The 20,058-nt window shown below is 72.3% G+C and carries 15 protein-coding genes and 1 pseudogene; 4 read left to right on the top strand and 12 right to left on the bottom strand.

Annotated elements, in window-relative coordinates:
• Positions 1–139 (top strand): annotated as a pseudogene (locus C3486_RS38375) (sirohydrochlorin chelatase); the annotation flags it as partial.
• 9 nt (positions 140–148) lie between these two features.
• Here C3486_RS38375 and C3486_RS32850 read toward each other — a convergent pair.
• The 7 genes from C3486_RS32850 to C3486_RS32880 form a co-directional block, all read right to left on the bottom strand.
• Positions 149–955, bottom strand: coding sequence for a pentapeptide repeat-containing protein (locus C3486_RS32850; protein ID WP_258053147.1), 807 nt, complete (start codon positions 953–955; stop codon positions 149–151).
• Positions 956–1,056: 101 nt separating this feature from the next.
• Positions 1,057–2,220 carry an aldose epimerase family protein gene (locus tag C3486_RS32855; RefSeq protein WP_103836520.1) on the bottom strand — a complete coding sequence of 388 codons (1,164 nt, stop codon included), beginning with the start codon at positions 2,218–2,220 and terminating at the stop codon, positions 1,057–1,059.
• Positions 2,221–2,266: 46 nt separating this feature from the next.
• The gene (gene mmsB, locus C3486_RS32860; RefSeq protein WP_181138774.1) at positions 2,267–3,499 is read right to left on the bottom strand and encodes a multiple monosaccharide ABC transporter permease; all 1,233 of its coding nucleotides are present in this window, start codon (positions 3,497–3,499) and stop codon (positions 2,267–2,269) included.
• Between the two features lie 8 nt (positions 3,500–3,507).
• Positions 3,508–5,043: a multiple monosaccharide ABC transporter ATP-binding protein gene (gene mmsA / locus C3486_RS32865; protein WP_103836532.1), complete on the bottom strand. Its 1,536-nt coding sequence runs from the start codon at positions 5,041–5,043 to the stop codon at positions 3,508–3,510.
• A 29-nt stretch (positions 5,044–5,072) separates the two neighbouring features.
• Positions 5,073–6,176 carry a multiple monosaccharide ABC transporter substrate-binding protein gene (gene chvE / locus C3486_RS32870; RefSeq protein ID WP_103836521.1) on the bottom strand — a complete coding sequence of 368 codons (1,104 nt, stop codon included), beginning with the start codon at positions 6,174–6,176 and terminating at the stop codon, positions 5,073–5,075.
• A gap of 76 nt (positions 6,177–6,252) precedes the next feature.
• Positions 6,253–7,254: a zinc-binding dehydrogenase gene (locus C3486_RS32875; protein WP_103836522.1), complete on the bottom strand. Its 1,002-nt coding sequence runs from the start codon at positions 7,252–7,254 to the stop codon at positions 6,253–6,255.
• Positions 7,251–8,411 carry a mandelate racemase/muconate lactonizing enzyme family protein gene (locus C3486_RS32880; RefSeq protein WP_103836523.1) on the bottom strand — a complete coding sequence of 387 codons (1,161 nt, stop codon included), beginning with the start codon at positions 8,409–8,411 and terminating at the stop codon, positions 7,251–7,253. Before C3486_RS32880 ends, C3486_RS32875 begins: the two co-directional genes overlap by 4 nt.
• A gap of 233 nt (positions 8,412–8,644) precedes the next feature.
• Here C3486_RS32880 and C3486_RS32885 point away from each other — a divergent pair, with 233 nt between their 5' ends.
• Together C3486_RS32885 and C3486_RS32890 are read left to right on the top strand one after the other, a co-directional pair.
• On the top strand, positions 8,645–11,179 hold the full coding sequence (locus tag C3486_RS32885; protein WP_103836524.1) for an alpha-L-arabinofuranosidase C-terminal domain-containing protein: 2,535 nt from the start codon (positions 8,645–8,647) through the stop codon (positions 11,177–11,179).
• 61 nt (positions 11,180–11,240) lie between these two features.
• A complete protein-coding gene (locus tag C3486_RS32890; RefSeq protein ID WP_103836525.1) occupies positions 11,241–12,290 on the top strand; it encodes a family 43 glycosylhydrolase in 1,050 nt (349 codons plus the stop codon).
• A 10-nt stretch (positions 12,291–12,300) separates the two neighbouring features.
• On the opposite strand, the gene C3486_RS32895 is transcribed toward C3486_RS32890, so the two are convergent.
• The 5 genes from C3486_RS32895 to C3486_RS32915 form a co-directional block, all read right to left on the bottom strand.
• Positions 12,301–13,332, bottom strand: coding sequence for a LacI family DNA-binding transcriptional regulator (locus C3486_RS32895; RefSeq protein ID WP_103836526.1), 1,032 nt, complete (start codon positions 13,330–13,332; stop codon positions 12,301–12,303).
• A 116-nt stretch (positions 13,333–13,448) separates the two neighbouring features.
• On the bottom strand, positions 13,449–14,651 hold the full coding sequence (locus C3486_RS32900) for a S8 family peptidase (protein WP_103836527.1): 1,203 nt from the start codon (positions 14,649–14,651) through the stop codon (positions 13,449–13,451).
• Between the two features lie 335 nt (positions 14,652–14,986).
• Positions 14,987–16,351 (bottom strand): ABC transporter substrate-binding protein, encoded by a 1,365-nt coding sequence (locus C3486_RS32905; protein ID WP_103836533.1) that lies wholly within the window; start codon positions 16,349–16,351, stop codon positions 14,987–14,989.
• Between the two features lie 23 nt (positions 16,352–16,374).
• Entirely contained in the window at positions 16,375–17,376 is a 1,002-nt protein-coding gene (locus C3486_RS32910; protein WP_258053149.1) for a carbohydrate ABC transporter permease, read from the bottom strand.
• Positions 17,373–18,302: a carbohydrate ABC transporter permease gene (locus C3486_RS32915; RefSeq protein ID WP_103836528.1), complete on the bottom strand. Its 930-nt coding sequence runs from the start codon at positions 18,300–18,302 to the stop codon at positions 17,373–17,375. The genes C3486_RS32910 and C3486_RS32915 overlap by 4 nt, the downstream gene beginning before the upstream one ends.
• A 611-nt stretch (positions 18,303–18,913) precedes the next feature.
• Between C3486_RS32915 and C3486_RS32925 the strand changes: the two genes are divergently transcribed.
• Complete coding sequence (locus C3486_RS32925) at positions 18,914–19,825, top strand: aminoglycoside phosphotransferase family protein (RefSeq protein ID WP_103836530.1); 912 nt, start codon at positions 18,914–18,916, stop codon at positions 19,823–19,825.
• Positions 19,826–20,058 lie beyond the last annotated feature (233 nt).

Genomic DNA, 20,058 nt, shown 5'->3' on the forward strand with positions numbered 1-20,058 from the left:
CCGCATCGTGGCCGGGGCCCGGGAGGCGGGCGCGGACGTGCTCGCCGATGTGCTGGGCCCGGCCCCGGAGCTGGCGCACCTGCTGGCCCTGCGGTACGCGGAGGCCCTGCGGCACCCGGTGCCGGCGCTGACCGCCTGAGGCCGGCCGTCAGTCCTGCCAGTGGGCGGGGCGGGCCAGGCCGTCCGGCAGCCGGGTACGGGCGTCGCCGCGGGCCGCGTTCACTTGCGCCTGGGTGAGGAAGACGGCGCCGGTCAGATCGGCGCCGCTGAGGTCCGCGTCCCGGAAGTCCGCGCCGATCACGTCGGCCGCGCGCAGGTCGGCCCCGGAGAGGTCGGCGGCGATCAGGCAGGCGCCCCGCAGACAGGCGCCGCCGAGCCGGGCGTTCCGCAGCCGGGCGCCGAAGAGGTCGGCGCCGCGGTGATTCTTCTTCCTGCCGGGGACGGTGGCCCGCACCAGCTCGCCGGCCCGCAGCAGCAGCGCGTTGACCTCCTGGCGCACGGCCTCGGTGTCCAGCTCGGCGAGTACGTCGGCGGGGCTCAGCGTGAGCCGTTCCAGCTCCGCCCGGGCCGTACGGAGCCCGGCGTGCGCCGGCCGGCACTCGGGCCTGTCCAGCGCCTCCGTCACGTACGCGAGCAGTTCGTGCAGCTGCCGCATCACGGGGAAGACCGCGAACATCTGCCGGGCGGTCTCCGGGTGCCGCCGCCAGTCCCGGCCGCCGAAGGTGTGCTGCGAGACCTTCTGGCCCGCGCCGAAGCAGTCGAAGACCGTGCAGCCGCGGAAGCCCTTCTCCCGCAGCCGTGCGTGGATGCCGCAGCGGAAGTCGGCCTGCAGGCTGGCGCACGGCGTCCCAGCCGCCTTGTCGACCGCGAAGTCGTTCGATGCGGCGAAGGGCAGCGCGACACAGCACAGCCCGAAGCACTGGGCGCAGTCCGCCTGGAGGTCAGCTGGGGGCATCCGGTCCGTTCTCCTGCCACGGGGCGGGTGCGGCGGCGGTACGCCGCACCCCGATCGAACTGCCATTCTCCCCCACGGCCGGATGCCCCGCGGCCTCCGGTTCAGCGCACCCCGAAGGAGAGCACGGTCGTCGTCCGGTAGGTCTGCCCGGGGCGCAGCACCGTGGACGGGAAGGCCGGCCGGTTCGGCGAGTCGGGGTAGTGCTGGGTCTCCAGGCAGAGGCCGTCGGCCTGCCGGTAGAGCGCGCCCGAGGTGCCCCGCAGGGTGCCGTCCAGGCCGTTGCCGCTGTAGAACTGCACGCCGGGTTCGGTGGTGGCAATGTCCATGACGCGCCCCGACACCGGGTCGGCGAGGGTCACGGCGGGCTCGGGCGTGGCCGTGACGCCCTTGTCCAGCACGAAGTTGTGGTCGTACCCGCCGCCGAAGACGAGCTGCTCATCACCCTTGCGGATGTCCCGGCCGATGGGCTTGGCCCGCCGGAAGTCGAAGGGGGTGCCCGCGACCTTCGGCAGCTCACCGGTGGGGATCAGGGTCTTGTCGACGGGCGTGTAGCGGGAGGCCGCCATCCGCAGGGTGTGGCCGAGGACGTCGCCGTTCCCCTCGCCCGCGAGGTTGAAGTAGGTGTGGTTGGTGAGGTTGACGACGGTGGCCCTGTCCGTCGTGGCCTCGTACGCGATGCGCAGGTCGCCGCGGCGGTCGAGGACGTAGTCGACGCGGACGGCCAGCGTGCCCGGGTAGCCCATCTCGCCGTCCGGGCTGACGCGCCGGAGGGTGAGCCCGGTGCCGTCCTTCCCGGCGTACGGCGCGACGTCCCAGACCCGCTTGTCGAAGCCCTGGTCCCCGCCGTGCAGGCTGTTCGGGCCGTCGTTGACGGGCAGTTGGTACGTCTTCCCGTCGAGGGTGAAGGTGCCGCGTGCGATGCGGTTGCCGTAGCGGCCGATGAGGGCGCCGAAGTAGGTGCCCGCGGTGAGGTAGTCGCCGACGTTGTCGAAGCCGAGGGACACGTTGGCCCGGCGGCCGTGCCGGTCGGGTATCTCGAGCGTCTGCACGATGCCGCCGTAGGACAGCACGCCGAGCCGGGTGCCACCGCTCTCCACCGTCCAGCGGTCGACGCGGGTGCCGTCGGGGAGGGTGCCGAAGTGCTCCTTGCGCGGCCGGCCGCCGCCCGCTGCGGGCGCCGCCGCGAAGGCCGGTCCGGTGCCGACGGCGGTGGCCGCGAGTCCGGCGGCCGCCGCGGCCACCACCGTACGTCTGCTGGTCGTCATGGCTGTCTCCTAGGGAATTCCGGGCGCAGGGCGGAGCCCCGCGTGATCAGGAACCGGCCTTGCGCTTGTTGTAGATGTCGAAGCCGACCGCGGCGAGCAGCACCAGGCCCTTGATGACCTGCTGGTAGTCGGTGCCGATGCCGACCAGCGACATGCCGTTGTTGAGGACGCCGAGGACCAGGCCGCCGATCACGGCGCCGATCACGGTGCCCACGCCGCCGCTCATCGAGGCGCCGCCGATGAAGGACGCGGCGATCGCCTCCAGTTCGAAGTTCAGGCCGGCCTGCGTGGTGCCCGCGTTCAGCCGGGCCGCGTACACACAGCCCGCGAGGGCCGCCAGCACGCCCATGTTGACGAAGACCAGGAAGGTGACGCGCTTGTCCTTGACGCCGGAGAGCTTGGCCGCCGCCTTGTTGCCGCCCAGCGCGTACACATGGCGGCCGATGACCGCGTTGCGCATGACGTACCCGAGGCCGAGCAGCAGCGCGCACATCACCAGCATCACGACCGGTACACCGTGGAAGGACGCCAGGGTCAGCGTGAAGGCGACGACGGCCGCGGTGAGCGCGACGCACTTGGCGGCCCACAGCCCGGTGGGCAGCACCTCCAGCTCCAGGGCGAGCTGGCGGCGCCGGTCGCGCCACTCGCGCAGCAGCAGGAAGACGACGGCCGCGAGCCCGAGGAGCAGGGTGGGATTGTGGTACTGGGTGTACGGGCCCATCTCCGGGATGAAGCCCTTGGCGAGGTCCTGGAAGCCCTCGGGGAACGGGGCGATGGACTGGCCCGCGAGCACGATCTGCGTCAGGCCGCGGAAGAGCAGCATGCCGGCGAGGGTGACGATGAAGGACGGGATGCCGACGTAGGCGATGAAGAAGCCCTGCCAGGCGCCCGCGACCGCGCCGATCAGCAGCGACAGCACCAGCGCGAGGACCCAGGGCACGTCCTGTTTCACCATCATCACCGCCGACATGGCGCCGACGAAGGCGACCAGTGAGCCGACGGAGAGGTCGATGTGGCCCGCGATGATGACGATCATCATGCCCATGGCCAGGATCAGGATGTAGCTGTTCTGCTGGATCAGGTTGGAGACGTTGTTCGGCAGCAGCAGCGTGCCGTCGGTCCATATCTGGAACAGCACGACGATGGCGGCCAGCGCGGTGAGCATGCCGTACTGGCGCATGTTGTTCCGCATGCTCTGCAGCAGCAGCGCGCCGGCCGACCGGGCGGCGCCCTGCGCGGGCGCCGGGGAGTCCGTGGGCGGGGTGGTCGTGGTGGTCATCGCGGGCCTCAGCTTCTGTTCATGGTCATCTGGCGCATCAGGACTTCCTGCGTGGCATCGGCGCGCGCGACCTCACCGGTCAGCCGGCCCTCGGCCATCGTGTAGATCCGGTCGCACATGCCGAGCAGTTCGGGCAGTTCGGAGGAGATGAAGAGCACCGCCTTGCCCTGCGCGGCGAGCCGGTCGATGACGGTGTAGATCTCGTACTTGGCGCCGACGTCGATGCCGCGGGTCGGCTCGTCGAGGATCAGCACCTCGGGGTCGGCGTGGATCCACTTGCTCAGCACGACCTTCTGCTGGTTGCCGCCGGAGAGCCGCCCCACCTGCTCGAAGACGGTGGGCGCCTTGATGTTCATGGACGTGCGGTAGCGCTCGGCGACGGACCGCTCGTGGTGCTCGTCGACGGCGCCGCGGCGGGTCATGCCGCGCAGCGAGGCCAGCGAGACGTTGCGGTGGATGGTGTCGATGAGGTTCAGGCCGTACTGCTTGCGGTCCTCGGTGACGTACGCGATGCCGGCGGCGATGGCGGCGGGCACCGTGGCGGTGTTCACCTCGCGCCCGCCGACCGCCACCGTGCCGCCCTCGTGGATGCCGTACGAGCGGCCGAAGACGGACATCGCCAGTTCGGTGCGGCCCGCGCCCATCAGCCCGGCGATGCCGACGATCTCGCCGCGCCGCACGGTCAGCGACGCGCCGTCGACGACCTTGCGGGTCCGGTCGACGGGGTGCCGTACGGTCCAGTCCCGCACCGTCAGCGCGATCTCCCCGGCGTCCTCGCCCTCGTACGCGGTGCGGTCGGGGAAGCGGTGGTCCAGGTCGCGGCCGACCATGCCGCGGATGATGCGGTCCTCGGACAGCTCGGGCGCGGCCTCCGGGGTCTCCCGCACGGGCAGCGTCTCGATGGTGCGGCCGTCGCGCAGGATCGTCACCGTGTCGGCGATCTCCCGGATCTCGTTCAGCTTGTGGGAGATGATGATGCAGGCGATGCCCTGGTCGCGCAGCTCGCGGATGAGGCTGAGCAGGGTGGCGCTGTCCTCGTCGTTGAGGGCCGCGGTCGGCTCGTCGAGGATGAGCAGCCGGACCTCCTTCGACAGCGCCTTGGCGATCTCCACGAGCTGCTGCTTGCCGACGCCGATGTCGGCGACGGGGGTCTGCGGGTTCTCCCGCAGACCGACCCGCTTGAGCAGCTTCGCTGCGCCGCTGAGGGTGGCGGGCCAGTCGATGACGCCGTGCCGGCCCTGTTCGTTGCCGAGGAAGATGTTCTCGGCGATGGACAGGAAGGGGACGAGCGCCAGCTCCTGGTGGATGATGACGATGCCGTGCCGCTCGCTGGCGTTGATGTCCTTGAAGGCCACCGGCTCGCCCGCGAAGCGGATCTCGCCCTCGTAAGTGCCGTGCGGGTGCACGCCGCTGAGCACCTTCATCAGCGTGGACTTGCCCGCGCCGTTCTCGCCGCAGATCGCGTGGATCTCCCCGGCCCGCACGGTCAGGTTCACCTCGGAGAGCGCGGTGACGCCGGGGAAGGTCTTGGTGATGCCGCGCATCTCCAGTACGGGTGTGCCGTCGCGGCCCGTCACTTCAGCTGTCCCGCGGTGAAGTAGCCCTCGTCCACGAGGAGCTGGGTGTTGGACTTGTCGATGGAGACGGGGTTGAGCAGGTAGGCCGGGACGACCCGCTTGCCGTTGTCGTAGTCGGTGGTGTTGTTGACCTCCGGCTTCTTGCCGGTGAGCACCGCGTCACCCATCTGGACGGCCTGCTTGGCGAGCTTGCGGGTGTCCTTGAAGACCGTCTGGGTCTGCTCGCCCCGGGCGATGGACTTCACCGAGGCCAGCTCGGCGTCCTGGCCGGTGACCACCGGCAGGTCCTTGGCGCTGTAACCGGCGCTCTTCAGCGCGGAGATGATGCCGAGCGACATGCCGTCGTACGGGGAGAGGACCGCGTCGACCTTCTCGTCGCCGTAGCTCTTGCTGATGAGGTCGTCCATGCGCTTCTGCGCGATGCCGCCGTTCCAGTCCTGCGTGGTCGCCTGGTTCATCTCCGTCTGCTTGCTGCGGACGACGAGCTGACCGGTCTTGAAGTAGGGGTCGAGGACCTTCATGGCCCCGCTCCAGAAGTACTTCGTGTTGTTGTCGTTCGGCGAACCGGCGAACAGCTCGATGTTGTAGTGCTTCTCCGCGCCCTTGTCGGGCTTCTTCAGCTTCAGCCGGTCCAGGATGTACTGCCCCTGGAGCCGGCCGACCTTCTCGTTGTCGAAGGACGCGTAGTAGTCGACGTACGGGCTGCCCAGGATGAGCCGGTCGTACGAGATCACGGGGATGCCCGCGTCGTGGGCGCGCTGGAGGACGTCGGTGAGCGCGGAGCCGTTGATCGCGGCGACCACCAGCAGCCGGTGCCCCTTGGTGATCATGTTCTCGATCTGTGCGACCTGGTTCTCGACCTTGTCGTCGCCGTACTGGAGGTCGGTCTTGTATCCGGCCCTCCGGAACTGCTCCGCCATGTTCTTGCCGTCGGCTATCCACCGCTCGGAGGACTTGGTGGGCATCGCCAGGCCGATGGTGCCGCCCTTGCCCGCCTCGGGCTTGTAGCGGCTGCCGCCGCGGGCCTCCTGACCGCAGGCGGTGAGTGAGCCGATGAGGAGGACGGCGGCCAGGGCGGCGGCTCGTCTGCGGGTGGGCATGGTCGGTTCCCTTCGGGTAGGGCGGAGCGTCGGGGGCCCGGCGGCCGGGGCCGGGCGGAGGGGCGGGCGGCCGGGCCTACGGATGCAGCAGCACCTTCCCCGCTCCCGGCCCGCCGGCGATCTCCATCGCCTCGGCGAAGGCGTCCAGCGGCAGGCGGTGGGTGACCAGCGGCAGCAGGTCCAGCAGCCCGGTGTCGAAGGCGCGTACGGCGTGCGCCCAGGCGGCCGGCGGGGCGCCGAAGACGGTCCGCACCTCGGCCTGGCGCACGACCAGCTCGGTGGGGTCCAGGCCGGCGGCGCCCGCGGCCGGGAGGCCCGTGAGGACCAGCCGGCCGCCGCGCCGGAGCAGCCCCAGCGCGGTGCGGGCCGCGTCGGCCGACCCGGCGGCCTCGATCACCACGTCGATGTCGTCCGGCAGCGGCTCGTCCGCCGTACGGAAGGACGTCGCACCGAAGTCGCGCGCGAGCTTCTCGCGGTCCCGGTCCCGGCCGACGGCCAGCAGCTCGGCGGGCGAGGCGGCGGCCAGGAACTGCACGGCGATCAGGCCGAGCGTGCCGGTGCCCACCACCGCCACCCGGTCCCCGGGCCGGGCCTCGGCCTTGAGCGCGGCGGCCGCGACGCAGGCGGCGGGCTCCAGCAGCGCGGCGGCGGTGAGGTCGGCACCGTCGGCGAGGGGGTGCAGCAGCCGGGCGGGCAGCACCAGCGTGCCGGCCATCGCGCCGGGCTGCGTGAACCCGGTCTCCTCGTACCCGGCCGTGCACAGCGTGGTCTCGCCCGCGTGGCAGCGGGCGCACACCTGGCAGTTGCGGAAGCCCTCGCCGACGGTCTTCCGGCCGAGCAGCGCCTCCGGCACCCCGGCACCGACGGCCTCGACGGTGCCGGACCACTCGTGCCCGGGGACGACGGGGTACCGCACGTACCCCTCGGGCCGGTGGCCCTGCCACAGCTCGCGGTCGCTGCCGCAGACCCCGGAGGCGTGCACCCTGATGCGTACCTCGCCTGGCCCGGGCTCGGCCGGTGCCGCGTCGGCGAGGTGGTACGCGCCGGGCCCGTCCAGGACGAGCGCGCGGCCGGTCACCGGCGCGTCCCGGTGGGGTCGCGCTTCTCCCAGCCCTCGGCCCAGAGGTCGAACCGGGCCTGCTGCTGGGGGAATTCGGCGGCCGCCTCGGTGTCCAGCTCGACGCCGAGGCCGGGTGCGTGGGACAGCTCGAAGTAGCCGTCGACGACCTGCGGGGCGCCCTTGACCACCTTCTTGATCTCCGCGTCGGCGAAGTCGTTGAAGTGCTCCAGGATCTTGAAGTTGGGGGTGCAGCCGGCGACCTGGAGGGAGGCGGCTGTGAGCACGGAGCCGCCGACGTTGTGCGGCGCGACCAGGGTGTAGTGGGTCTCGGCCGTGGCCGCGAGCTTGCGGGTCTCCAAGATGCCGCCGAGGTGGCCGACGTCGGGCTGGATGATGTCGGCGGCCTGCGACTCGAACAGCTCGCGGAATTCGATGCGATCGTGGATGCGCTCGCCGGTGGCGATCGGCATGTCCACCTTGGCGGCGACCTTGGTGAGCGCCTTGAGGTTCTCCGGCGGCACCGGCTCCTCCAGCCAGGCGGGCTTGAAGGGCGCCATCTCGTGCGCGAGCCGGACCGCGGTGGCCGGGCTGAACCGGCCGTGCATCTCCAGCATCAGCTCACGCTCGGGCCCGATCGCGTCCCGTACCGCCTCGATCAGGGAGACCGCGTACACGGTCTCCTCGTGGTCGAGCTCGAAGTGGCCGGTGCCGAACGGGTCGATCTTCAGCGCCCGGTAGCCGCGCTCCACGACGGCCCGCGCGGCCTTGTGGTACGCCTCCGGGGTGCGCTCGGTGGTGTACCAGCCGTTGGCGTACGCCTTGACCCGGTCGGTGACCTTGCCGCCCAGCAGCTGCCAGACGGGCACGCCCAGCGCCTTGCCCTTGATGTCCCAGCAGGCCATCTCCACGCACGCGATGCCGGACATCACGATCTCGCCGGCCCGCCCGTAGTCGCCGTACTTCATGCGGCGCACCAGGTCCTCCACGGCGAACGGGTCGGACCCCGCGATGTGGTTGGCCTCCGCCTCGCGGAGGTAGCCGAGCAGCGCGTCGGTGTGGCCGAGCATGCGGGTCTCGCCGACGCCGGTGAGCCCCTCGTCGGTGTGGACCTGGACGTACGTGAGGTTGCGCCAGGGAGTCCCGACGACATGAGTGCTGATTCCGGTGATGCGCACGGGAAGTGCCCCTTCGCGGCTCGCGGTGTCCGACTGCTTCTCGTTCGAGATTTCGTCACACGTTCGAAATGCTGCGAGATAGGTAATGCCACGACGCGGGCGGTGTCAACGGTCGCGGCACGGAATCCCCGGATTCGCAGGGGTGTTGACGCCGCGACAGCGCTGCCGCCATCCTCACCGGGCGATATCCCGAGCACTGTCCGGTATCTCGAACAGCCTGTCAGGAGCGCACCATGCCCACCACGGCACCCGCATCCGCCGCCACACGGCCCCGGCCGCGAAGACGCGGCCGGCTCACCCTGCTCACCGGGGCGCTGGCCGCCGCGCTCGCGGTGCCCGCCCTCGCCGCTCCCCCGGCGGCAGCCGACGTCACCGACTACACCCTGGACGTCGACACCGCCCGCCGGGGCCCCGCCATCGACGACACGATGTACGGCGTCTTCTTCGAGGACATCAACCGCGCGGCCGACGGCGGCCTCTACGCCGAGCTGGTCCAGAACCGCTCCTTCGAGTACGACCGCGCCGACCACGCCTCCTACACTCCGCTGACCTCGTGGACCACGACGGGCACGGCGAAGGCGGTCAGCGACGACGGCCGGCTCAACGCCCGCAACCGCACCTACCTCTCGCTGGCCGGCGGCTCCTCCGTCACCAACTCCGGGTACGGCGGCGGCATCACGGTCACCAAGGGCGAGCGGTACGACTTCTCGGTCTGGGCCCGCACCGGCGAGGCGTCCGGCGCCCCGCTGACCGTCACCCTGCACGACGCGGCCGGCGAGCTGGCCACCGCGCGCCGGGTCACCGCACGCGGCGGCTGGGCCAAGTACACGGCCGCCTTCACCGCCACCCGCTCCAGCACCACCGGACGGCTCACCGTCGCGGCGGACCGACCGGCCGCGCTCGACATGGTCTCCCTCTTCCCCCGCGACACCTACAAGCATCGCCCGAACGGCATGCGCAAGGACCTCGCCGAGAAGATCGCCGCCCTCCACCCGGGCTTCGTCCGCTTCCCGGGCGGCTGCCTGGTCAACACCGGCAGCCACGAGGGGTACGACGAGGCGTCCGGGTACCAGCGCAAGCGCTCGTACCAGTGGAAGGACACCATCGGCCCCGTCGAGCAGCGCGCCACCAACGCCAACTTCTGGGGCTACAACCAGTCCTACGGCCTCGGCTACTACGAGTACTTCCGGTTCGCCGAGGACATCGGCGCGATGCCGCTGCCCGTCGTCCCGGCCCTGGTCACCGGCTGCGGCCAGAACAAGGCCACCGACGACCCGGCGCTGCTGAAGCGGCACATCCAGGACACCCTGGACCTGATCGAGTTCGCCAACGGGCCGGTCACCTCGGAATGGGGGAAGAAGCGCGCCGAGATGGGCCACCCCAAGCCCTTCGGCCTCACCCACCTCGAAGTGGGCAACGAGGAGAACCTCCCCGACGAGTTCTTCGCCCGCTTCAAGGAGTTCCGCGCCGCCATCGAGGCCAAGTACCCGGACGTCACCGTCATCAGCAACTCTGGCCCCGACGACAGCGGCACCACCTTCGACCGCGCCTGGCAGCTCAACCGCGACGCCGAGGTCGGCATGGTCGACGAGCACTACTACAACAGCCCGCAGTGGTTCCTGGAGAACAACGCACGCTACGACTCCTACGACCGCAACGGGCCCAAGGTCTTCCTCGGCGAGTACGCCTCCCAGGACAACCGCTTCCGCAACGCGCTCGCCGAGGCCGCGTTCATGACCGGCCTGGAACGCAACGCCGACGTCGTGAAGCTCGCCTCGTACGCGCCGCTGCTCGCGCGCACCGACTCCGTGCAGTGGCGCCCCGACATGATCTGGTTCGACGGACAGAAGTCCTGGGGCTCGGCGAACTACGAGGTCCAGAAGCTGTTCATGAACAACACCGGTGACCGGGTCGTGCCGAGCACCGCCTCCGGCACCCCGGCCACCACCGCGCCGATCACCGGCGCCGTCGGCCTCTCCACCTGGGCCACCTCGGCCGCGTACGACGACGTGAAGGTCACGGGCGCGGACGGGAAGACGCTGTTCAGCGACGACTTCTCGGGCGGCGACGGCAAGTGGGCCCGGGCCGCCGGGCGCGGCACCTGGAAGGTCGAGGACGGCGCGTACGTGCAGTCCGACACCGCGGCCGAGGACACCCTCGTCACCGCGGGCGACACCGGCTGGCAGAACTACGACCTGCACGTGAAGGCCACCAAGAAGTCCGGCAAGGAGGGCTTCCTGATCGCCTTCGGCGTCAAGGACACCGGCAACCACTACTGGTGGAACCTCGGCGGCTGGGGCAACACCCGCTCCGCCGTGGAGAAGACCACCGGCGGCGCCAAGCAGACAATGGCCGGGACCGAGGACGGCACGAAGATCGAGACCGGCCGGGCCTACGACATCGACGTGAAGGTACGCGGCCGGCAGGTCACGCTCTACCTCGACGGCAAGAAGTGGGGCGGGTTCACCGACGACGCCAGGGCCGAGCCGTTCCGCCAGGTCGTCACCGAGGACCGGAAGACCGGCGAGCTGATCGTGAAGGTCGTCAACGCCCAGGACGCGGCGGCCCGCACCCGCATCGACCTGGGCACCCGCAAGGTGGCGAAGACCGCCCGGCTGACCACGCTCCAGGGCGACCCGGACGCGCAGAACACCGCCGACGCCACGCCCGTCGCACCCCGCGGCGCCACCCTGCACGGCATCGGCCGGCAGTTCACATACACCTTCCCGGCCAATTCGGTCACCTTCCTGCGGATCAAGCGCAGCTGACGTCCCCGCGGGGCGGCCGCAGGACCCGCGGCCGCCCCGCCGACCCCACGAGGAGAGCACCATGCACGCACCCACCCGGAGAGGCGTCCTGCTGGGCACGCTGGCCGTGGGCGCGGCCGCCGCACTGCCGGGCACCGCGCACGCCGCTGCCGCGGGCCGGCACCGCCCCGCGGCCCCGTACCCCAACCCCCTGGTCCGGCAGCACGCCGACCCGCACATCTTCCGGCACGCGGGCCAGTACTACTTCACCGCGACCGTCCCGGAGTACGACCGCATCGTCCTGCGCCGCTCCCGCACGCTCGCCGGCCTCACGGACGCGCCCGAGGCGGTGCTGTGGCGCAAGCACGCCAGCGGCGAGATGGGCGCGCACATCTGGGCGCCGGAGATCCACCGCATCGACGGCCGCTGGTACATCTACTTCGCCGCCGGCAGCGCCGAGGACATCTGGAAGATCCGGATGTACGTCCTGGAGAACAGCCACCCCGACCCGTTCCGGGGCACCTGGACCGAGAAGGGCCGGATCACCACCGCCTGGGACACCTTCTCGCTCGACGCCTCCACCTTCACCCACCGCGGCGTCCGCTACCTGGTCTGGGCCCAGCAGGAGCCCGGCATCCAGAACAACTCCAACCTCTACCTCGCCCGGCTGCGCAACCCCTGGACGCTCGGCAGCCCGCCGGTGCGGCTCTCCTCCCCCACGCTGGACTGGGAGACCCGCGGCTTCAAGGTGAACGAGGGCCCCTCGGCCCTGATCCGCAACGGCCGGGTCTTCCTCACGTACTCCGCCAGCGCCACCGACGCCAACTACTGCATGGGGCTGCTCACCGCGGACGCGCGCGCCGACCTGCTCGACCCGGCCTCCTGGACCAAGTCCCCGGTACCGGTCTTCACCAGCAACGAGACCACCGGTCAGTACGGCCCGGGACACAACAGCTTCACGGTCGCCGAGGACGGCCGCACCGACGTCCTCGTGTACCACGCGCGGCAGTACCGGGACATCACCGGCGACCCGCTGAACGACCCCAACCGGCACACCCGCGTCCAGCGCCTCGGCTGGCACGCCGACGGCACACCGGACTTCGGGGTGCCGGTGCCCGACACGGTCCGCTAGCCGGAAGTCCTCAGGCGCGGCCCGGGAGCGTGGACGCGCGCACCACCAGCTCCGGCGCGAGCACCACCTGACGGTGCTCGTGGGCCGCCGCCCGGTCGCCGGTCTCCTCGATCAGCATCTCGGCCGCCGTCCGGCCCATCTGCCGGGCCGGCTGCCGTACGGAGGTCAGCGGCACGGCGGCGGCCGCGGCGAACTCGATGTCGTCGTACCCCACCAGCGCGACGTCGTCGGGGACCGCCACCCCGGCGCCGTACAGCGCCTGGAAGACGCCGAGGGCGAGCAGGTCGTTGGCGCAGAACACGGCGGTCGGCCGGGGCGACATGCCCAGCAGCCGGGCGCCCGCGTCACGGCCCGCCGCCACGTCCATCCGCTCGGTCTCGATGTGCCGCAGCGCCGACTCCGGCAGGCCCGCCTCGCGCAGCGCCTGCAGCGCGCCGGTGCGCCGGTCCTGGCACTGGGTGAGGAACATCGGCCCGCTGATGTAGACGATGCCCTCGTGGCCCTGCTCCACGAGGTGCCGGGCCGCCAGCGCGCCGCCCGCCACGTCGTCCACGGAGACCGAGCAGCCCTCGGCGCTGCCGAGCACGCGGTCGACGAAGACGAGCGGGATGCCGCGCGGCCGGAAGCGCGCGAGCGTGCCGCCGGTGAGGTCGGCCGGGGTGATCAGCACGCCGCGCACCTGCTGCTCCGCGAAGAGGGAGAGGTACTCCGCCTCCTCGGCCGGGCTCTGGGCGCTGTTGCAGAGCATCACGCCGAGCCCCTCCTTGCGGGCCGCGCGTTCCGCGCCCGCCGCGACGTCGACGAAGAAGGGGTTGCCCATGTCGAGCACGAGCAGCGCGATGATCCTGCTGCGGCCGGCGCGCAGCTGGCGGGCCGATTCGCTGCGCACGTAACCGAGGGCGGTGATCGCCGCCTGCACCCGTTCCCGGGTCTCCTTCGCCACCATGTCGGGACGGTTGATCACATTGGAGACCGTGCCGATGGAGACGCCTGCCTGACGTGCGACATCCTTGATACCCACCGTGTGCGCCACACGCGCCATGCTACGCACTCCGTTCCCCGCGCGAAGCCGCCGGCCGCCGCACCCCGTGGGGGCGGGCACGGCAGCCGGCGGCCGGGGCCCGGCAGGGACGTCCCTGCCGGGCGGCGCCGAGGGTCTTACTCCACGACCTTCAGCAGCTTGTTCGGCGTGCCCTCACCCGGGTTGGAGATCTTGTCCGGGGTGGCGCCGTCGGTCAGCGCCTTGGCCACGTCGGCGGGCTTGGCGTCCTGGTGACCGGCCAGGTAGACCGCGGCGGCGCCCACGACGTGCGGGGTGGCCATGGAGGTGCCCGAGATGGTGTTGGTCGCGTCGTCGCCCTTGTTCCAGTCCGAGGTGATGTCGGTGCCGGGCGCGTAGAGGTCGACGACCTTGCCGTAGTTGGAGTAGTCGGCCTGCTTGTCGTCCTTGTCGCTGGCGGCCACCGTGATGGCGTCCTGGACGCGGGACGGCGAGCCCTGGCCCGCGTCGGTGGACTCGTTGCCGGCCGCGACGCCGAAGGTCACGCCGGAGTCGATGGCCTTCTGCACGGCCGCGTCGAGCGCCTCGTCGGCGCCGCCGCCGAGGGACATGTTGGCGACCGAGGGGCCCTTGTGGTTCTTGGTCACCCAGTCGATGCCGGCCACGACCTGCTCGGTGGTGCCGGAGCCCTGGTCGTCCAGCACGCGGACGGCGACGATCTTGGCCTTCTTGGCGACGCCGTGCGCGGCACCGGCGATGGTGCCCGCGACGTGCGTGCCGTGGCCGTTGCCGTCGTCGGCGCTGTCGTCGTTGTCGACCGCGTCGAAGCCGGAGGACGCGCGGCCCTCGAAGTCCTTGTGCGTGGTGCGGACACCGGTGTCGATGACGTACGCGGTGACGCCCTCACCCGCGCTGTCGGGGTAGGTGTACTTCTTGTCGCCCGCGGTGTCCTCCTGGTCGATGCGGTCCAGGCCCCACGACGGCGGGTTGTCCTGGGTGGCGTCGATGGAGAACTTCTTGTTCTGCACGACCTTGTCGACGGCCGGGTCGGCGGCCAGCCGCTTGGCCTCGGTCTCGTTCAGCCCGGTGGCGGAGAAGCCGTCGAGGGCCGCGCTGTAGGTGCGCTTGACCTTGCCGCCGTACTCGGCGGCGAGGTCCTTGCTCTCGGCGGTGCGCATGCCGTCCTTGAGCATGACGATGTAGCTGCCGCTGACGGCCGACTTGGCGCTCGCGCCGTAGATCTTGCCCTCTGCGGGGGTGGCGTCGGCGGTGACCGCGGTGACGGCCGCGATGCCGGTGGCGGCGACGACGGCGGTTATGCCGGTGATCAGCCGCTTCTTGCTGGAACGCTTGTGAGCCATGGCGAGGGTTCTCCTCGTTCGTGGTGTGGGGGGAAAGCGTTGCGTGTACGCCCGGAGAAACGAGAAGATCTCCGCCGGGCTGGTTCGAAACCCTGACTGATTGACGCGTTCAATTCAAGGGTCCCCCACGGGTGTGACATAGGCAACAACTCTGCAAAAATGCAAATCCCGTCACAGCCGGTCAAATTGAGCACTGAACTTGAAGGCGGTTGCCTCAACTCCCGTCACATTGCGGCAACATGAGGCAATAAACACCGTTCTGCTGGCGCAGTGTGGGCAGCTCCTGATAAGGGCGCTGGAACGGCCGGGTACGGCAGCGGGGTTGTGGTCCGGGCTCAGCGCTGATAGCGCGCGAGCACGAGGTTGCCGTCCCCGACCAGCCGGCCGCGCAGCTCCGCCAGGCCGATCGCGCCGCTGTAGTACTCCTGCAGCCCCGGTGTGGCGATCTTGTCCTTCCACTCCGGATAACCGCGTACGGACTGGGCGGGCGCGGCGTGCAGCGTCCCGGCCAGCGCCGTACCGGTGGCCCAGCCGTACTTCCGCACCCGCAGCCGGGGGTCACGGAGCGCGGTGGTGCCGGTGGGCAGCATCCAGTCGCCGAGCGCGAGCCGGACCATGTTCGCCGGGCGCAGCAGGAAGGCGACGAACGCCATCGCCTCCTCCTTGCGCGGGCAGTCGGCGGCGATCGAGAGCGTCTGCGGGCTCACGCCCTGCGCGCGGTCGCTGCCCGAGGGCGCCGGCAGCACCGTCCACGCGAACCCCTCGGGGGCTTGTTGAACGATCTGCTGCCGGTACGAGAACCCGAGCGGCACCATCGCGTACCGCCCGGCGAAGAACCCGGGGAGCGTGTCCGAACCGCCCATGCCCAGCGTGGCGCGCGCCGCGCTGCCGTCGACGTTCACCTGGTCGTGGACCGTGCGCGGCACGACCTGGTCGGCGGCCCCGAAGCGCACCTCGGCGCGGCCGTCGGCCCGGCGGTGGAAGAGCCGGCCGCCGGTGGAGAGCGCCAGGTTCAGGGTGGCCGACACGGGCTCCTTGAGCGGCCAGGCCACTCCGTACCGCCGTCCGCCGCGTCCGTCGTCGTCGCGTCCGTCGCTGCGCCCCTCATTGCGCCCGTCGTCGCCGCCCCCTTCGCGGCTCAGCTCCCTGGCCGCCGCCCGGAACTCCGCCCAGCTCCACGGCTCCTCCGGCGTGGGCACCCGCACCCCGGACGCGGCACGCAGCAGCCGGTCGTTGGCGATCAGCACGCGCGGCTCCTGGAGGAACGGCACGCCGTACACCCGCCCGCCGAAGGTGCCGGTCCGCCAGGTGTGGCGCGGGATCTCGGCGGTGAGCCGGTCCGGCAGCAGCCCGGTGAGGTCGGCGAGGTGGCCGCCGTACGCGAAGTCCGCCAGGTCGTCGGCGGCGTCGTGGATGATGTCCGGCGCCTCACCGCCCTCGAAGGCGGTGAGCAGCTGGTCGTGGACGGTGGGCCAGGCGCCCTGCACGTACTGCACGGGGCTGCGGGGGTGCTGCCGGTTCCACTCGGCGACCAGCGCCTTGTTGGCCCGCACGGACTCCGCCTGCCAGGCGAGCGACTGGAACCGGAGGGGGCGGCGCGCGCCGGTCCCCTGGCCGCCGCCGGAGCAGCCCGCGAGCACGGGTGCTGCGGCCGCGGCCCCCACGGAAGCGGCGGCGCCGAGGAACGTCCGGCGGCGCATCGGGGCGCGCGTGGGCGCGGTCATCAGTGCTTCACCGCCCCGGTCAGCATCCCGCCCGTGATCCGGCGCTGGATGACGGCGAAGAGGACCAGCCCCGGCAGAGTCGCGAGCAGCGCGGCGGCCGCGAGCGGGCCGAGGTCCGCGACGCCCTCGGCGCCGAGGAAGTGGGTGAGGACGACGGGCATCGTCTGGTTCTCCGGCGACTTCAGCAGAACGAGCGCGAAGAAGAACTCGTTCCATGCGGTCAGGAAGGCGAACAGCCCGGTGGCGACGATCCCGGGCAGGAGGAGCGGCGCGGTCACGGACATGAGGGTGCGGCCCCGGCCCGCCCCGTCCACGGCCGCCGCCTCCTCCAGCTCGGCCGGCACGGCCCGTACGTACCCGGTCAGCATCCACAGCGCGAACGGCAGCGACCACACCAGGTAGACCAGGGTGAGCCCGGCGAGCGAGTCCACCAGGCGCACCGCCTTCAGCAGCAGGAACAGCGGGATGATGACCAGGACCAGCGGAAACGCCTGGCTGACCACCACCCACCCGGTCGCGGCGCGCGCGAGCCGCGTACGGAAGCGCGCGAGGACGTACGCCATCGGTGTCGCCACGACGACGGCGAGCACGGCGGCCCCGGCCGCCGCCACCAGACTGTTCACGGCCGCCCGCACCAGCGGCTGCTCCCCGAAAGCGGCCCGGAAGTTGGCGAGCGTCGGCTCGTGCGGAATCCAGCTCGGATCGATACTGCCCAGCTCACGCGCGGGCTTGACCGCGGTGGACACCAGCCAGAGGAACGGCACGAGGAGGAAGACCAGGTAGGCGAGGAGCGCGAGGTACTGCCCGACGCGGGCCGTGGCGTGCCGCCTGCGGCGGGTGGTGGCGGTCCGGGGGCGGCGGTGCTCTGCGCTTCGGAGGCGGTGGTCTGCGGGACTACGGGGCTGCCGGTCCACGGCGTTACGGGGGCGGCGGCCGTCGCGTCCCTCGGGGCGGGAGCCGTCGCGTCCCTCGGGACGGTGGTCGTCGGGGCGGGCGGTCATCGGGGGTCCTCCTCGGCCCTCAGGCGGCCGGCCAGGTAGAGGGCCAGCAGGACGGCGATGACCGCGACCATCGCGAGCCCCATCGCCGCGGCGTAGCCGAACTGCCCGTACCGGAACGCCTCCTCGTACGCGAACAGCATCGGCAGCCGCGTACGCCCGCCGGGCCCGCCGTCCGTCAGCACGAAGACCAGCGCGAACGAGTTGAAGTTCCAGATGAAGTTCAGCGCCGTGACGGCCAGCGCCACCGGGCGCAGCGCGGGCCAGGTGACCGTGCGGAACCGCCGCCAGGCCCCCGCGCCGTCCACGGCCGCCGCCTCGTGCAGCTCGCGCGGCACGTTCTGCAGGCCGGCCAGGAGCGGCACCGTGGTCTGCGGCAGCCCGGCCCAGACGCCGACGACGATGACGGCGGGGAGCGCGGTGGCCAGCCCGCTGAGCCAGTCGCGGCCGCCGCCGAGCCCGAAGGTGCGCAGCGTGTCGTTCAGTACGCCCGCGTCCGGGTGGTACACCAGCCGCCACATGATGCCGACCACCACCTCGGGCATCGCCCACGGCACGATGGCCAGCGCGCGGGCCAGCCAGCGCAGCCGCAGCTTCTCGTTGAGCAGCAGCGCGATCCCCAGTGCCAGGAAGAACTGCGGGACGGTGACGCCGACCGCCCAGACCAGCCCGATGCGGAAGGACTCCCAGAAGAGCGTGTCCCGGAGCAGGTCGGCGAAGTTGAGCAGCCCCACCCACCGGGTGGGCTCGGTACGCCCGGACTGCGCGTCCGTGAAGGCCAGCGACACGCCGTACAGGAGGGGGCCGACGCTCAGCACGAGGATCGGGAGGAGCGCGGGCAGGACCAGGAACCACACGCCGTGGTCGCGGCGCGGTCCGGCACCGGTCGTCCGGCGGGCGGACCGCCGCGGCGCGGTCACGAGGGTCACGACGGGGCTCCTTGGCGCGGCTCGGTCCGAAACGTCCGGCACATCCGATACGAAACGGCCGCGCGCGCCCGAACACGCGGACAGCCGCCGTCATCGTCGTGACACGGAGAGCCGCCGTCAACGGGTACGACGCGGGGAGGGTGGGCGATGGTCCGGCGGGGGCGGAGCGCGGCACGCAAGGTGGCGGGGGCCTGGCGGCCCATGAGGCTGTGGGGGCGTGACGGCTCCGAGGGGGTGGAGTGCCACGTCTGCCTCGGGCAGGTGGCACCCCTCACCCTGCAGCACTGCCGGGCGGGGCTCCGGCGGGCTCTCGATCTCCTCCGGGGCGCGGGTCGGTGACGCGCGGGGCCGCTGCCGGCCGCGGGACGGGCGGCAGCCGGCCCGGCGTGCGCGCCGACCGGCGTCGGCACGCACGGGACGACCGACCTGCCGGGCCCGGCTCCGGGGCCCCGCCGCCCCGAGGTCCGCCGGTGCGGAAGCCCCGGCGATACGGGCGGGCCGCCGGGGCCTGCCGGGGCGGGGTTGTCGGACCCGCCTGAGAGACTGTGGGGGATCGAGACACCGGAGCGGCCGACGTGCCGGGGTGCGCACGGAGTGCGGGAGGCAGGACCATGACCGAGGCGAGTGGCGGAGCGGGCGCCGCGACAGGCGCGCCCTTCACGGAGGCGCGCGCACGGGACGTGCTGGCCGCCGCCGGCCGGCCGGACGCCGCGGCGGAAGCGAAGCTCCTCGCCCTCGGCGAGAACGCCGTCTTCGCGCTCGGCGACACCGGCCCCGTCGTCCGGGTCGGCCGCAGTGCCGAACTGCTCCCGCGCGCCGAGCGGGAGCTGCGGGTGGCCCGCTGGCTGGCGGAGACGGGCGTACCGGCGGTGCGCGCGGCGGAGTCGGAGGCGCGGCTGGTGGACGGCCATCCCGTGACCTTCTGGGAGCGGCTGCCCGAACCGATACGCCCCGCCGGGCCCGCCGACCTCGCCGAGCTGCTGCGGCTGGTGCACGCGCTGCCCGAGCCGCCGTTCGAGCTGCCCCGCCGGGAGCTGCTGGGCGGCGTGGAGCGCTGGCTGCGGCTGGCGGGGGACGCGGTGTCGCGGGAGGACGCGGAGTACCTGCGCGGCCGGCGGGACGCGTTCGCCGCCGCCGCGACGGCCCTGGAGCCGCATCTGCCGCGCGGCCCCATCCACGGCGACGCGCTGCCGCGGAACGTCCATGTCGGCCCCGACGGCCCGGTCCTGGTCGACCTGGAGACCTTCTCCCGCGACCTGCGCGAGCACGACCTGGTGGTCATGGCCCTCAGCCGGGACCGGTACGGCCTGGGCGCCGAGGCGTACGACACGTTCGTCCGGGCCTACGGCTGGGACGTACGGGACTGGGAGGGCTGTGCCGTACTGCGCGGCTCGCGCGAGACGGCCAGCTGCGCCTGGGTCTCCCAGCACGCCCCGGGCAACCCGGCGGCCCTCAAGGAATTCCGCCGCCGCATCGCCTCCCTCCGAGAAGGCGACGCCTCGGTCCGCTGGTACCCGTTCTGACGTCCTGAGGGCCAACGACCGGGACCCGATGGGCGGCCCCCGAGGGCCGGGAGCCGGGACCCGAAGGGCGGGCCCCGAGGGCTGGTGACCGGGAGTCGAGGGCCGGGGCCCCACGCCGGGCCCGGGGCCAGATGTCGCGCACCGGGTCCCGAAAACTGGCGGCCGGGGGCCGAGGGCCGGGCGGGGCCCGAGGCGCCGGGTGGAGGCCGAGGCCGGAGGCCGGGGGCCAAGGA

It is taken from the genome of Streptomyces sp. Ru73 (assembly GCF_002920575.1).
Lineage (GTDB): Bacteria > Actinomycetota > Actinomycetes > Streptomycetales > Streptomycetaceae > Streptomyces.